The 13,193-nt window shown below is 63.1% G+C and carries 13 protein-coding genes; 4 read left to right on the top strand and 9 right to left on the bottom strand.

Annotated features, from left to right (window positions below; all coding sequences use genetic code 11):
- Positions 1-4 precede the first annotated feature (4 nt).
- From BMI90_RS16180 to lpdA, 3 genes are all read left to right on the top strand, one after another.
- Positions 5-1,273, top strand: coding sequence for an MFS transporter (locus BMI90_RS16180; RefSeq protein WP_078530537.1), 1,269 nt, complete (start codon positions 5-7; stop codon positions 1,271-1,273).
- A gap of 75 nt (positions 1,274-1,348) precedes the next feature.
- Entirely contained in the window at positions 1,349-1,933 is a 585-nt protein-coding gene (locus BMI90_RS16175; protein WP_078530536.1) for a DUF924 family protein, read from the top strand.
- Between the two features lie 36 nt (positions 1,934-1,969).
- Positions 1,970-3,364 carry a dihydrolipoyl dehydrogenase gene (gene lpdA / locus BMI90_RS16170; RefSeq protein ID WP_078530535.1) on the top strand — a complete coding sequence of 465 codons (1,395 nt, stop codon included), beginning with the start codon at positions 1,970-1,972 and terminating at the stop codon, positions 3,362-3,364.
- 82 nt (positions 3,365-3,446) lie between these two features.
- Here the strand turns inward: lpdA and BMI90_RS16165 are convergent, their stop codons facing one another.
- A complete protein-coding gene (locus BMI90_RS16165; RefSeq protein ID WP_078530534.1) occupies positions 3,447-3,818 on the bottom strand; it encodes a rhodanese-like domain-containing protein in 372 nt (123 codons plus the stop codon).
- 357 nt (positions 3,819-4,175) lie between these two features.
- On the opposite strand from BMI90_RS16165, the gene uvrA reads away from it, so the two are divergent.
- Positions 4,176-7,031: an excinuclease ABC subunit UvrA gene (gene uvrA, locus BMI90_RS16160; RefSeq protein WP_078530533.1), complete on the top strand. Its 2,856-nt coding sequence runs from the start codon at positions 4,176-4,178 to the stop codon at positions 7,029-7,031.
- A 3-nt stretch (positions 7,032-7,034) separates the two neighbouring features.
- On the opposite strand, the gene BMI90_RS16155 is transcribed toward uvrA, so the two are convergent.
- From BMI90_RS16155 to BMI90_RS16120, 8 genes are all read right to left on the bottom strand, one after another.
- Entirely contained in the window at positions 7,035-7,448 is a 414-nt protein-coding gene (locus BMI90_RS16155; RefSeq protein WP_146671322.1) for a hypothetical protein, read from the bottom strand.
- A gap of 169 nt (positions 7,449-7,617) precedes the next feature.
- Positions 7,618-7,971, bottom strand: coding sequence for a hypothetical protein (locus BMI90_RS16150; protein ID WP_078530531.1), 354 nt, complete (start codon positions 7,969-7,971; stop codon positions 7,618-7,620).
- A gap of 240 nt (positions 7,972-8,211) precedes the next feature.
- Complete coding sequence (locus BMI90_RS16145) at positions 8,212-8,628, bottom strand: excinuclease ABC subunit A (RefSeq protein WP_246831571.1); 417 nt, start codon at positions 8,626-8,628, stop codon at positions 8,212-8,214.
- A gap of 171 nt (positions 8,629-8,799) precedes the next feature.
- Complete coding sequence (locus tag BMI90_RS16140; RefSeq protein WP_078530530.1) at positions 8,800-8,997, bottom strand: DUF2892 domain-containing protein; 198 nt, start codon at positions 8,995-8,997, stop codon at positions 8,800-8,802.
- A gap of 149 nt (positions 8,998-9,146) precedes the next feature.
- On the bottom strand, positions 9,147-10,019 hold the full coding sequence (mmsB, locus tag BMI90_RS16135) for a 3-hydroxyisobutyrate dehydrogenase (RefSeq protein ID WP_078530529.1): 873 nt from the start codon (positions 10,017-10,019) through the stop codon (positions 9,147-9,149).
- Entirely contained in the window at positions 10,016-11,062 is a 1,047-nt protein-coding gene (locus BMI90_RS16130; protein ID WP_078530528.1) for an enoyl-CoA hydratase/isomerase family protein, read from the bottom strand. The genes mmsB and BMI90_RS16130 overlap by 4 nt, the downstream gene beginning before the upstream one ends.
- Positions 11,062-12,207: an acyl-CoA dehydrogenase family protein gene (locus BMI90_RS16125; protein WP_078530527.1), complete on the bottom strand. Its 1,146-nt coding sequence runs from the start codon at positions 12,205-12,207 to the stop codon at positions 11,062-11,064. Before BMI90_RS16125 ends, BMI90_RS16130 begins: the two co-directional genes overlap by 1 nt.
- 90 nt (positions 12,208-12,297) lie before the next feature.
- Positions 12,298-13,053, bottom strand: coding sequence for an SDR family oxidoreductase (locus BMI90_RS16120; RefSeq protein ID WP_078530526.1), 756 nt, complete (start codon positions 13,051-13,053; stop codon positions 12,298-12,300).
- Between the last annotated feature and the right edge of the window lie 140 nt (positions 13,054-13,193).

Below are 13,193 nucleotides of genomic sequence, written 5' to 3'. Positions count from 1 at the left end.
TTCGATGTTGTTAGTGCTGCGCCAGACCTGGCCGCTTTTGCTGGGGATCATGCTCCTGATGGTGGGCAACGGGATGCAGGGCACGTTGCTCGGCATCCGGGGCAATATCGAGGGCATCGACACCTTCTACATGTCGCTCGTGATGTCGGCCTATTTCGCGGGCTTCCTGTTCGGCTCGCGCATGGTGCCCGAGATGATCGCGCGGGTGGGGCATGTGCGGGTCTTCGCAGCACTCGGCTCGCTGATCTCGGCGGTGCTGGTGCTCTATGCCGCCTTCCCGAACTGGCCCGCCTGGGTGGCGATGCGGGTGCTGATCGGGTTTTCCTTCTCGGGGGTCTACATCACCGCCGAGAGCTGGCTGAACGCAAGTGCCACGAACGAGACGCGCGGGCAGGCGCTTTCACTTTACATGATGATGCAGATGATCGGGATCGTCGCAGCCCAGGCGCTGCTGAACGTGGGCGATCCGGCGGGCTATTTCCTTTTCGTTATCCCCTCCGTTCTGGTGTCGCTCTCGTTCACGCCGATCCTTCTGTCGGCCTCGCCTGCGCCGAGTTTCGAGACGATCCAGCGCATGACCTTCAAGCGGCTCTGGGAAGCTTCGCCGCTTGGCATGGTGGGGATCTTCCTGCTCGGCGGGATCTTCTCGGCGATGTTCGGCATGGCGTCTGTCTGGGGCACTGCCGAAGGGCTCAACGTCAAGCAGATCTCGACCTTCGTCGCGGCGATCTATGTGGGCGGGATGATCCTGCAATATCCCATCGGCTATTTCTCGGACCGGATGGACCGGCGCGTGCTGATCGCAGGCACGGCGCTTTGCGGCGCGGTAGTGATGCTCGCCGCCTTCATCTTCAGCCCGCCATTCTGGCTGTTGCTGGTTGCGGGCGCGCTGATCGGGGGCGTGGCCAACCCGCTCTATTCGCTGCTGATCGCCTACACGAACGACTATCTCGACAATTCCGACATGGCCGCTGCCTCGGCGGGGCTGATGTTCACCAACGGGGTGGGCGCGGTCGCGGGGCCGATGGTCACCGGCTGGCTGATGGGGGTCGTGGGGCCGGGCGGGTTCTTCCTCTACATGGGGGTTCTCTGCGCGGGGATCGCGGGCTATGCCGTCTGGCGGATGACACGGCGCGCAGCCCCGTCGGCAGACGACACCAGCACTTATGCGGTTCTCTCGCCCACGGCGACGGCGGTGGCGGTCGAGGCGGTCCTCGAGGTCGCTCAGGAAGAGGCCAGCTCGGACGAGGAGACGCGCCCGGACGCGGCCTGATCCGTTTCGGCTTTGCCCATCGCGCGCCATGCCCTACCATTGATCCGGGTTGCGGCAGGGGAGGGCCGTTTTTCTATGGATCGCATCGAGGAGATTGTGCGCTTCTGGCGCGTGGAAGTCGGCGAGAAGCACTGGTATCAGTCCACCGAGGAGATCGACGCGGCCATCCGGCGCCGCTTCGCGCCGCTCTGGCAGGTCGCTTCACAGGGCGCGCTCAATGAGTGGGAGCGTTGTCCGACGGGGGCGCTGGCATTGATCCTTTTGCTCGACCAGTTCCCGCGAAACATGTTTCGCGACGACCCACGCGCTTTCCAGACCGATGCGGCTGCGCGTGACCATGCGGGCCGTGCAATCGCCGAAGGCTGCGACATGCAGATCGGCCCGCCCTTGCAGCAATTCTTCTACCTGCCTTTCATGCATTCCGAGGCGCTCGCGGATCAGGATCGCGCGGTGCAGCTGTTTTCCGAGCGCTGGTATTCGCCGGACAATCTGAAACATGCCCGCGCACATCGTTCAGTGATCGAACAATTCGGGCGCTTCCCGTGGCGCAATTCTGCGCTCGGACGCGAGACCTTGCCCGAAGAAGAGACATTTCTGCGTGAGGGAGGCTATGGAAAGGCGCTGAACGCACAGGGTGAGTTGAATGCGCCCGTAAAATAGTTTAATGCCAAACCAGTTTCTGACCGGAGGGAAGACATGGCATCGAAAAGCTACGACATGATCGTGATCGGGGCAGGGCCGGGGGGCTATGTCAGTGCCATCCGCGGCGCGCAACTGGGCCTCAAGGTCGCGGTCGTGGAGCGCGAGCATCTGGGCGGCATCTGTCTCAACTGGGGCTGTATCCCGACGAAAGCGCTGCTGCGCTCGGCCGAGGTCTTCCACCTGATGGAACGTGCGAAGGAGTTCGGACTGAGCGCCGAGAAGATCGGCTATGACCTCGACGCGGTGGTGAAGCGCTCGCGCGGGGTCGCCAAGCAACTCTCCTCCGGCGTCGCTCACCTGCTCAAGAAGAACAAGGTCGATGTCGTCATGGGCACGGCGAAACTTGCCGGCAAGGGCAAGGTGACGGTCGCGACCGACAAGGGCACCGAAGAGCTGACCGCGAAGAACATCGTGCTCGCGACCGGGGCGCGCGCGCGCAACCTGCCGGGGCTCGAGGCAGACGGCAAGCGCGTCTGGTCCTACAAGCACGCACTGCAGCCGCCGCATCAACCCAAGAAGCTGCTGGTCATCGGATCGGGCGCGATTGGCATCGAATTCGCGAGCTTCTTCAACACGCTGGGCGCCGAGACCACCGTGGTCGAGGTCATGGACCGCGTGCTTCCGGTCGAGGATGAGGAAATCTCGAAATTCGCCAAGAAGCAGTTCGAGAAGCAGGGGATGAAGATCCGCGAGAAGACCACCGTCACCAAGCTCGACCGCAAGGCCGACAAGGTGATCGCGACCCTTGAGGCGGGCGGCAAGACCGAAACGCTCGAAGTCGATACCGTGATTTCGGCCGTGGGGATCGTCGGCAATGTCGAGGATCTGGGTCTTGAAGAAGCAGGCGTGAAGGTCGACCGCACCCATGTCGTGACCGACGAATTCTGCCGTACCGGGGTCGAGGGGCTCTATGCGATCGGCGACATCGCGGGCGCGCCCTGGCTTGCGCACAAGGCCAGCCATGAAGGCGTGATGGTGGCCGAGCTGATCGCGGGCAAGCACGCCCACCCGGTCAAACCTGGCTCGATCGCGGGCTGCACCTATTGCTCGCCGCAGGTTGCCTCGGTGGGCATGACCGAAGCGAAGGCGAAAGAGGCAGGCTATCAGGTCAAGGTCGGGCGCTTCCCCTTCGTCGGCAATGGCAAGGCAATCGCGCTTGGTGAACCCGAGGGTATGGTCAAAACCGTGTTCGACGCTAAGACCGGTGAATTGCTGGGCGCGCATATGGTGGGCGCCGAGGTGACCGAGCTGATCCAGGGCTACGTCGTGGGCCGCCAGCTCGAGACCACCGAGGAAGACCTGATGAACACGGTCTTCCCGCATCCGACCCTGTCGGAAATGATGCATGAATCCGTGCTCGACGCTTACGGTCGTGCGATCCACTTCTGATCGCACCCGCGCCAGCCGTCAGACCGAGACATGAAAAAGGGGCCCTCGGGGCCCCTTTTGACTGCTCGATGGATATGACGGATCAGCGCTCGATCTCGCCGCCTGCGGCGTGCCAGTCATAGAGGCCGCCGATATTGTAGACATGTTCGTAACCCATTTGCGCGAGCATCTGGGCCGCGCCAGCCGAGCGCGCACCCGAGGCGCAATAGAGCGCTACGGGCTTCGCGGTATCAAGCTTGGGATCCTTCTCGGGGCTCGACGGGTCGGCTTTCATGCGGATGGTCGCGAGCGGGATGTGCAGCGCGCCCTTGGCCTTGCCCGAGCTTTTGACCTCCATACCTTCGCGCACGTCGATCACGGTCAGTTCGCCAGCTTTTGCCTTGGCCACGGCATCCTTGGGGTTGATCCGCTCGACGCGGCCGCCATGGGCCGAGGGGCGAAGGAAGTTCAGCATGTCGATACCTCTTGCAAACTCGGATGGGCACTTTGGCCCGGTTCCAGCCTCATGTGGCAAATCCAGTGAGTCTTTCAAGTGGGTTCACGGGAAACTCGTCAAAAATACATTCAAGACTTGGAATTCGAGACCGATCTGCCACGAATTTGATCTTGCTGCGAGGGAAGCGGGCGGGAAAGAGAGGCGAACGTTGGAGGCGTACCCGAGACCGGATCAGCCGCTTCAGCGGCCCTGCGATGCTGCCGAAAGATTTGGCGCGGCCCAACGAAACCTGAAAAGTTCACATTTCGTTCGCTCTTTTTCATTGGAGACTCGCCCGACATCTCCTATCTAGGGCTGGTATGTCAGGGGGCATTGATGGCTGAGCAGAAGTTCATCGAGGTGCGCGGCGCGCGCGAGCACAATCTCAAGGGCGTGGATCTCGATATCCCGCGCGATCAGTTCGTGGTGATCACGGGCCTGTCGGGGTCGGGGAAATCCTCGCTCGCCTTCGACACGATCTATGCCGAGGGCCAGCGCCGCTATGTCGAGAGCCTGAGCGCTTACGCGCGCCAGTTCCTCGACATGATGGGCAAGCCGGATGTGGATCACATCTCGGGCCTCTCGCCCGCGATCTCGATCGAGCAGAAGACGACCTCGAAGAACCCGCGCTCTACCGTTGGCACGGTGACCGAGATCTACGACTACATGCGTCTGCTTTTCGCCCGCGCGGGCACGCCCTATTCGCCCGCCACCGGCGAGCCGATCGAGGCGCAGCAGGTGCAGGATATGGTCGATGCGGTGATGCGCATGGAGGAGGGCACGCGCGGCTATCTGCTCGCCCCGATCGTGCGCGACCGCAAAGGCGAATATCGCAAGGAATTCATCGAACTGCGCAAGCAGGGTTTCCAGCGCGTGAAGGTGAATGGCGAGTTCTACGAACTGGAAGAGCCGCCCACGCTCGACAAGAAGTTCCGCCATAATATTGACGTGGTGGTGGACCGTGTCGTGGTGCGCGAGGGGATGGAGACGCGGCTGGCGGACAGTTTCCGCACCGCGCTCGATCTGGCCGACGGCATCGCGATTTTCGAGTCCGCGCCGAAAGAGGGCGATCCAGAACGCACGACCTTCTCGGAAAACTTTGCCTGCCCGGTCTCGGGCTTCACCATTCCCGAGATCGAACCGCGCCTGTTCTCGTTCAACGCGCCTTTCGGGGCCTGCCCGGTCTGCGACGGGCTTGGGGTCGAGCTGTTCTTTGACGAACGCCTCGTGGTGCCCGATGTAACGCTTTCGATCAAGGGCGGGGCGCTGGCGCCCTGGGCGCGCTCGAAATCTCCCTATTACACCCAGACCGTCGAGGCACTGTCCAAGCATTACGGGTTCGACCCGAAGAAGCCGTGGAAAGACCTGCCGGAGAAGGTTCAAAACCTCTTCCTGCGCGGCTCGGGCGACGAGGAGATCAAGTTCCGCTTCGACGAGGGCGGCCGTGTCTACGAGGTCAGCCGTACCTTCGAGGGCATCATCCCCAATATGGAACGCCGCTACCGCGAGACCGATAGCGCCTGGTCGCGCGAGGAGATGGAGCGCTACCAGAACAACCGCCCCTGCCACGCCTGCGAGGGCTACCGTCTGCGCCCCGAAGCTCTTGCCGTGAAGATCGGCGGCAAGCATATCGGCCAGATCGTCGAGATGTCGATCCGTGAGGCGTATGACTGGGTGGCGACCGTGCCCGACAGTCTGAGCCAGCAGAAAAACGAGATCGCCCATGCGATCCTCAAGGAGATCCGCGAACGTCTTGGATTCCTTGTGAATGTCGGGCTCGACTATCTCACGATGAGCCGCGCGGCGGGCACGCTTTCGGGCGGCGAAAGCCAGCGGATCCGGTTGGCGTCGCAGATCGGCTCGGGGCTGACGGGGGTGCTTTACGTGTTGGACGAACCCTCCATCGGCCTGCACCAGCGCGACAATGACCGGCTGCTGCTCACGCTCAAGAACCTGCGCGATCAGGGCAATACGGTGATCGTGGTCGAGCATGACGAGGATGCGATCCGCCATGCCGATTACGTCTTCGATATCGGCCCCGGGGCGGGTGTGCATGGCGGGCAGGTTGTCGCGCGCGGCACGCCCGAGGAGATCGCGGCCGACGCGGCGTCGCTGACAGGGCAATATCTCAGCGGCACGCGCGAGATCGCCGTGCCCACGGATCGCCGCAAGGGAAACAAGAAGAAGCTAACCGTTGTCGGGGCTTGCGGTAACAACCTCAAGAATGTGACGGTCGATTTCCCGCTGGGCAAATTCGTCTGCGTGACCGGTGTTTCGGGCGGCGGAAAGTCGACGCTGACCATCGAGACGCTGTTCAAGACCGCCTCGATGCGCCTCAACGGTGCACGCCAGACGCCCGCGCCCTGCGATACGGTGAAGGGGCTCGAGCATCTCGACAAGGTCATCGACATCGACCAGCGCCCCATCGGGCGGACTCCGCGTTCGAATCCAGCCACTTACACCGGGGCCTTCACCCCGATCCGCGACTGGTTCGCGGGCCTGCCCGAGGCCAAGGCCCGCGGCTACAAGCCGGGGCGGTTCAGCTTCAACGTGAAGGGCGGGCGCTGCGAGGCCTGTCAGGGCGATGGCGTCATCAAGATCGAGATGCACTTCCTGCCCGACGTTTATGTCGAATGCGAGACCTGCAAGGGCAAGCGCTATAATCGCGAGACCTTGGAAATCTTGTATAAAGGCAAGAGCATAGCGGACGTTCTTGATATGACCGTCGAGGACGCGCAGGAGTTCTTCAAGGCCGTGCCCGCGATCCGCGAGAAGATGGATGCGCTGATGGAGGTGGGGCTTGGCTATATCAAGGTCGGCCAGCAGGCGACGACGCTTTCGGGAGGTGAGGCGCAGCGGGTGAAACTGTCCAAAGAACTCAGCAAACGCGCGACGGGCCGCACGCTCTACATCCTCGACGAGCCGACCACGGGTCTGCATTTCGAGGATGTGCGAAAGTTGCTGGAGGTGCTGCATTCCCTTGTCGAGCAGGGCAATACGGTTGTGGTGATCGAGCACAATCTCGACGTGATCAAGACCGCCGATCATATCATCGATATCGGACCCGAGGGCGGTGATGGCGGTGGCGAGATCGTGGCCGAGGGCACACCGGAAGAGGTCGCGATCAATCCGCGCTCGCATACCGGGCGGTATCTCGCGCCGATGCTGGGGCTCAAGGAGGCTGCGGAATAGCGATCAGCGCCGGATCGCGCGGCCCATCACTTCAAGAACCTTGTGGCTGTCCGCGCCGACTTTGTAGATCACGCCGCGCACTACGTAATAGCGCCACGCACCCGTCACGGGCGGCAGGTCATAGCGGTTGAGATTCATCACCATCGAATGGTCATAGACCGGGAAAATCTCGCCGACTTTGAAATCCGGTTGCATCTGGCCCTGGAGAACCCAGCGGGAGACGCCGTTGCGCTCAACCTTGCAAAAGGTGTCGCCCGTCGAGAGCGTCTTGCATTCTGGCTTGGTGGTTGCGTTGGACTCTGCCTGTCCGACCACACGCTTGCCGCCTCGCATCACCTCGACGTCTTGTGCCGAGGCGGGCAGGGCGAGGATAACCAGGGCCAGCAAGGCCGACGCTGTCAGGCTGGAAACTCTCATCCCATGAACCCTAGCGGTTGGGCTGATGACCGGCAACGGCAACGGGCGGGGTGAGATTTGTCGCGGCATGGCAGTCGTCGATTCTCCCTCTTCGTGCAGGAGAAAGCAAAACGGGCGGAAAATGTTCCGCCCGTTTTCCAAAAGAATGCCGGTTGTCGAAAGGCGCGGCTCAGTGGCCGATGATCGAGTCCGCCTTGCCGACCTGCGCGAGCACTTCGCCGGTCTGCGCATCAACACGGTAGATATAGTCGTAGGAGCGCCAGTAGGTCGCATTCGGGTTCAGGCCGAAATTGCCAGGCTGACGGATGCGGACATAGTTGCGCGTGATCCGCTGGCCCTGCTCCCAAAGCCGGTCATTGCGCACCGAAGGCGTCGAGATGGCGGTCATGTCGCTGCTGGCCAGAGTGATCTGAGCCGCGCTGTCAGAGGTCAGCCACTTAGCGGGGCCTTCCGCCATAACGGCGATGGGCGACAGGGCCGCGCCGATCACTGCGATCAGCGCATATCGGGGAAGATAGGTCATGCGCGTTTCCTTATTATTCTGCGTTCGGTAGGGAAATGCCGCATTGCGGCAAAAAGGTCCATTGCAGAATCCGCATTTCCGTTATGCGCGCGCCTGTGTACATTAGTGCACTGTAGGTATTTGATATTGCCTAACAAAAATTTGAACACGTACCCCGTGATTCGTTAAAGGCCCGCGCGATTTGCGCGGGCCTTGCCTTGCCGTGACGTCAGTTTCGGGGGCGTTTTCGCAGTTGCGAAATCAATTACCGAGGATCGATTGCGCCAGACCGATAAGTGCGAGCACTTCACCGGTCTTGCGATCGACCCGGTAGACATACCCGTCCGAGCGCCAGTAGGTGTTGCGCGGGTCGAGCCCGAAGCGGCGCGGATCGCGCACGAGGATGTAATCGCCGGTAATCCGTTCGCCTTCACGCCAGCGCTTGCGCTCGTGATGCTCCTGGGTCAGTCCCGGCGGGCGGCAGCCATTGTTCTTCTTGGCCAGCCCGGGCGGGCAGGCACGGTAATCCTGCTGGGCACCACGGATTACATATTCCGAGCGCGGCTTGTCCTTCTTCCACTTCGCAGCGCCGTTGCCGGGATTGTCGGCCAGCGCGACGCCGGGCAGCAGGCTCGCGCCAAGCGTGGCAGCAAGCGTGAGGCGGGTCAGATGTTTCATGCGAACTCTCCTTTCGTTCGTCTCGCTGGAGTAATGAACGGATGAGGCCTTTCGTTCCATCGCAGGAATTTTCCTTCGGCGGCGGATGGCGCAGCGGCAAGCAAAACCCCGCCGAAGCGCGTTGGCTTCGGCGGGGGAAGACGGGTCTGCGATGCGGGCTGTGCGCCCGGATCACTTCTTGCAGGTGTTGATTCCGAGGATCGAGTAGAGCGCGCAGCTGCCGATCAGGCCGGTCGCGAGCGGGATGATCCCGATCCAGTAGAGCCAGCTATAGGGAGCGCCCGGGTTCAGGAAATAGCCCAGGATCAGGCCAAGCCCGATCACGATGCGCAGGATGCGGTCAATGCCGCCGACATTGCGTTGAAACATGGAAAACCCCTTCGGTTATCGCGCTGTATACCCACTGTGATAGCGATACGCGGTTGTTCGCGGCAAGGATTAACTCGCCTCGGTACGAATTGAGGGGCTGTGACATGAGGGCGCGGGCAGGGCAGTGAAGGCCCGCCCGCGCCGATCGCTCAGGTCCGGCCGCGTTTCTCGAAACGCGGGAGCATGGCCGAGAAGTCGCGGCCCTTGCCATCCTCGGCCTCGACGAAGGCGGCATAGAGGGCGGCGGCGAGCTTGCCCATCGGCGTGTCTGCATCGGCGCTCTCGGCTGCCTGCTGGCTCAGGCGCAGGTCCTTGAGCATCAGTTCCGAGGCGAAGCCGGGTTTGTAATCGTTGTCCGCGGGCGTTTGCGGCCCGACACCCGGCGCGGGGCAATAGGTGTTCATCGACCAGCTCTGACCCGAGGAGGTCGAAACCACGTCGAACATCTTCTCGCGGTCGAGGCCGAGCTTGTCGGCCAGCGCGAAGGCTTCGCAGGTGGCGATCATCGTCACGCCGAGGATCATGTTGTTGCAGATCTTGGCTGATTGACCCGCGCCCGCGTCGCCGCAATGCACGGCCTTCTGGCCCATGATGTCGAAGAGCGGCTTGACCTTGTCGAAGGCGGCCTGGCTGCCACCGACCATGAAGGTCAGCGTGCCGTTCGTCGCGCCGCCCACGCCGCCCGAAACCGGCGCATCGAGCGCTCCGAGACCGCGATCGGCGGCCATTTTCGCGACCGCCTTGGCGCTGTCCACATCGACGGTCGAGCAGTCACAGAGCACCGCGCCCTCCTGCATCGCCGGGATGAGCTCCTTGGCGACATCGCGCAGGATCTGGCCGTTGGGCAGCATGGTGATCACCACTTCGCCTTCCTGTGCGGCAGCGGCGGCGCTGGTGGCCTGCGCCACGCCCTCGGGCAGCGGTGCGACCGGGTCGAAGCCCACGACCTGATGACCTGCGGCCACAAGGTTCGAGGCCATCGGCCCACCCATGTTCCCAAGTCCGATGAATGCGATTTTCATTTGCTCTCCTCCCAGATGGCCCAGTCCGGCCCCAGCGGCTCCAGCATCCGTGCCACATCCTCCTCGGGCAGGCTGTCCAGAGCGTGTTTCCATTGCGGATTGCGGTCCTTGTCGATGATCTGGGCCCGCACCCCTTCGAGAAAGTCACCTAGTTCCGCGGCGCGCCACGTAAAGCGGAACTCGTGTTCGAGTGCTGCGCGAATGGTGTTGGCCGCGCGCGTCATGCGCACGAGCCGGATCGTCGCCTCCATCGAGAGCGGCGAATTGCGCCGGATCGTCTTGAGGGTCTTTTCCGAGAACGTGCCGCCTGCGACCTCGAGCGCCTCGACGATCGCGTGGATGTCGGGGGCGGCGAAAGCCGCGTCGATCTCTGCGCGTTGTGGCGCGAGGCTGCCCGGCTCGGGCGGGGTCTGGCTCGCGGGCAGGCTCGTGATGTCACCGGTCTCGATCAGTCGCGCCTTGATCGCCTCCCATTCCGCCTCGGGCACGAAGCAGTCGGCAAAGCCGGTATAGAGCGCATCGGCCGCGTTCATCCGCGCACCCGTCACCCCCAGATATTCGCCGACATGGCCCGGCGCCCGGGCAAGCAGCAGCGTGCCGCCCACATCCGGGATCAAACCGATCCCGCTTTCGGGCATCGACACTTGTGTGCTTTCGCCAACGACACGGTGGCTCGCATGGCCGCCGACACCGACGCCGCCGCCCATCACGAACCCCTGCATGAAAGCGACGATCGGCTTGGGATATTCCGCGATTTTCGCGTTCATCCGGTATTCGTCGCGCCAGAAATCCTGACCGGGACGGGAATCTCCAGCCATCCCCGCGCGATAGACGGCCGCGATGTCGCCGCCCGCGCAGAAGGCGCGATCGCCGATCGCGTCGATCACCACAAGGTCGACCTCCGCGTCGTCGCGCCATTGATCCAGCGCCGCCTCGATCACCATTGCCATGTCATGATCGAGCGCGTTGAGAGCCTTCGGCCGGTTGAAAGTCAGCCGCCCGGCGCGGCCTTCCTTCCTCGCGATCATCGTCTCGTCGGACATCAGCCGCGCTCCGCCAGCATGGTGCGGCTCACGATCAGGCGCATGATCTCGTTCGTGCCCTCGAGGATCTGGTGCACGCGCAGGTCGCGCACGATCTTCTCGATGCCATAATCGGCAAGGTAGCCGTAGCCGCCATGCAGTTGCAGGCACTGGTTGGCCACGTCGAACGCGGCATCGGTCACGTAGAGCTTCGCCATCGCGCAGAACTTCGTCGCATCATGGGTCTTGTTGTCGAGCTTCCACGCCGCCTGACGCAGGAAGGTGCGGGCCGATTGCAGCTTGACCTCCATTTCGGCAAGGCGGAACTGCAGCGCCTGGAACTGGTCGATCGAACGCCCGAAGGCCTTGCGCTCACCCATGTAGGTCAGGGTCTGGGTCAGCGCGGCCTGCGCGCCACCCAAGGCCGAGGCCGCGATGTTCAGACGCCCGCCATCGAGCCCCGCCATCGCATAGGTGAACCCCTTGCCCTCTTCGCCCAGAAGGTTCTCGTCCGGTACGACGCAATCGTCGAATTGGACCTGAGCGGTCGGTTGCGCTTTCCAGCCCATCTTGCGCTCGAGCGCGCCGAAGCTGAGCCCCGGCGTGCCATCCTCGACCACCACGGTCGAGATGCCCTTGGGGCCATCCTCGCCGGTGCGCACCATCGTCACGTAGACGTCCGAATAGCCGCCACCCGAGATGAAGGCCTTGGTCCCGTTGAGTTTCCAGCCCTCGTTCGTGCGCTCTGCGCGGGTGCGCAGCGCCGCCGCATCCGAACCCGAGCCCGGCTCGGTCAAGCAATAGGAGAAGATCTTGTTCATGCTCACGAGATCGGGCAGCCAGCGCGCCTTGTCCTCGTCCGAGCCGAACTTGTCGATCATGCCGCCGCACATGTTGTGGATCGACAGGAACGAGCCCACGGCGGGGCAGGCCATCGCGAGCGCCTCGAAGACCAGCGTCGCATCGAGGCGCGACAGCCCCGAGCCGCCTTGCTCTTCGGAGACATAGATCCCGCCCAGACCGAGCTCCGCCACCTTGGGCCAAAGCTCTTTGGGAATCGTTCCCGCCTCTTCCCAGGCGACCGCATTGGGCGCGATCTCATCCTGCCCGAAGGCATAGGCCATATCGAAAATGGCCTGCTGTTCCTCGCTGAGCGCGTAATCCATGAAACTCCTCCCCCGAGTTCGGCACCTGGCCGGATGAATTGAACACCCGTTTAATTTCGAATCCTTGCAAGAGTTTTGCAAGGGGGGCGATCAGTCTTTGCGCAAAGCGGGCAGGCCGATCCCTGTCGCGCCGAACCCGCCATCGGCGGCAAGCAGCTGGCCGGTGATATAGCTGGCCTTGTCCGAGGCGAGGAAGGCGATCGCTTCGGCGATCTCGCGCTCCGAGCCATAGCGGTTGAGCGGGATCGCGTCGTGATAGGCGTCGATGATCGCCTGGCTATGCACCGCCATCGCGAGTTTCGTGCGCACCGGGCCGGGGGCCACGCAATTGGCGCGGATGCCCAGCTCGCCCAACTCGACCGCCTGTTGCTCGGTCAGTGCGATCACGGCCGCTTTCGAGGTGCCGTAGGCCACGCGCAGCGTCGAGGCGCGCAGGCCCGAGATCGAGGCGATGTTCACGATCGCCCCCTTGGCCTTGGCAAGCAATGGCGTCAGGGCCTGGCTCATCAGGAAGACGCCGTCGAGATTTGTCGCCATCACGCGCCGCCACATCGCGAAATCCGTGTCGCGGATCGGGCCGAACTCGGCCACGCCGGCATTGTTGACCAACGCCTTGAGCCCGTATTGCGCGATATGGCTGACTTCTTCGGCCAGGATTGCGACCTGATCGGGCTGCGCGACATCGCACAGGATCGGGTGGGTGCCGTTGAGATCGCGGCTCGCCTCCTCGAGCTCTGCCTCGTCGCGGTCGACCATCACGACCTGCCAGCCCATTTCAAGAAACAGCTTCACCGTCGCCAGGCCGATCCCGCGGGCCGCACCCGTCACCAATGCCATCTCGATCATGTCGTCCTCCCGTTTTGCGACAGGACGCTAACGCGGAGCGCGGGGCGGGGGAAGTGGGAAAGAAGGACACGAGCGGGCAGGGGTTCCGGCCCCGCAGTCGGGCGCGGCCCTCTGCCGCCGTCCCGTCCAAAAAGAAAAAG

Origin of the sequence: Thioclava sp. L04-15 (genome assembly GCF_002020275.1) — a bacterium.
In the GTDB taxonomy this organism is placed as follows: domain Bacteria; phylum Pseudomonadota; class Alphaproteobacteria; order Rhodobacterales; family Rhodobacteraceae; genus Thioclava; species Thioclava marina.
The sequence above is the reverse complement of the archived record's forward strand: the minus strand, read 5'-3'. Positions and strand labels throughout refer to the sequence as shown.

Coding starts and splice junctions, on each gene's coding strand:
- BMI90_RS16120 (WP_078530526.1), bottom strand. CDS start 13,053: ATGATCGAGATGGCATTGGTGACGGGTGCGGCCCGCGGGATCGGCCTG.
- BMI90_RS16155 (WP_146671322.1), bottom strand. CDS start 7,448: ATGAGAGTTTCCAGCCTGACAGCGTCGGCCTTGCTGGCCCTGGTTATC.
- BMI90_RS16145 (WP_246831571.1), bottom strand. CDS start 8,628: ATGAAACATCTGACCCGCCTCACGCTTGCTGCCACGCTTGGCGCGAGC.
- BMI90_RS16180 (WP_078530537.1), top strand. CDS start 5: ATGTTGTTAGTGCTGCGCCAGACCTGGCCGCTTTTGCTGGGGATCATG.
- BMI90_RS16150 (WP_078530531.1), bottom strand. CDS start 7,971: ATGACCTATCTTCCCCGATATGCGCTGATCGCAGTGATCGGCGCGGCC.
- BMI90_RS16175 (WP_078530536.1), top strand. CDS start 1,349: ATGGATCGCATCGAGGAGATTGTGCGCTTCTGGCGCGTGGAAGTCGGC.
- lpdA (WP_078530535.1), top strand. CDS start 1,970: ATGGCATCGAAAAGCTACGACATGATCGTGATCGGGGCAGGGCCGGGG.
- BMI90_RS16125 (WP_078530527.1), bottom strand. CDS start 12,207: ATGGATTACGCGCTCAGCGAGGAACAGCAGGCCATTTTCGATATGGCC.
- mmsB (WP_078530529.1), bottom strand. CDS start 10,019: ATGAAAATCGCATTCATCGGACTTGGGAACATGGGTGGGCCGATGGCC.
- BMI90_RS16165 (WP_078530534.1), bottom strand. CDS start 3,818: ATGCTGAACTTCCTTCGCCCCTCGGCCCATGGCGGCCGCGTCGAGCGG.
- uvrA (WP_078530533.1), top strand. CDS start 4,176: ATGGCTGAGCAGAAGTTCATCGAGGTGCGCGGCGCGCGCGAGCACAAT.
- BMI90_RS16140 (WP_078530530.1), bottom strand. CDS start 8,997: ATGTTTCAACGCAATGTCGGCGGCATTGACCGCATCCTGCGCATCGTG.
- BMI90_RS16130 (WP_078530528.1), bottom strand. CDS start 11,062: ATGTCCGACGAGACGATGATCGCGAGGAAGGAAGGCCGCGCCGGGCGG.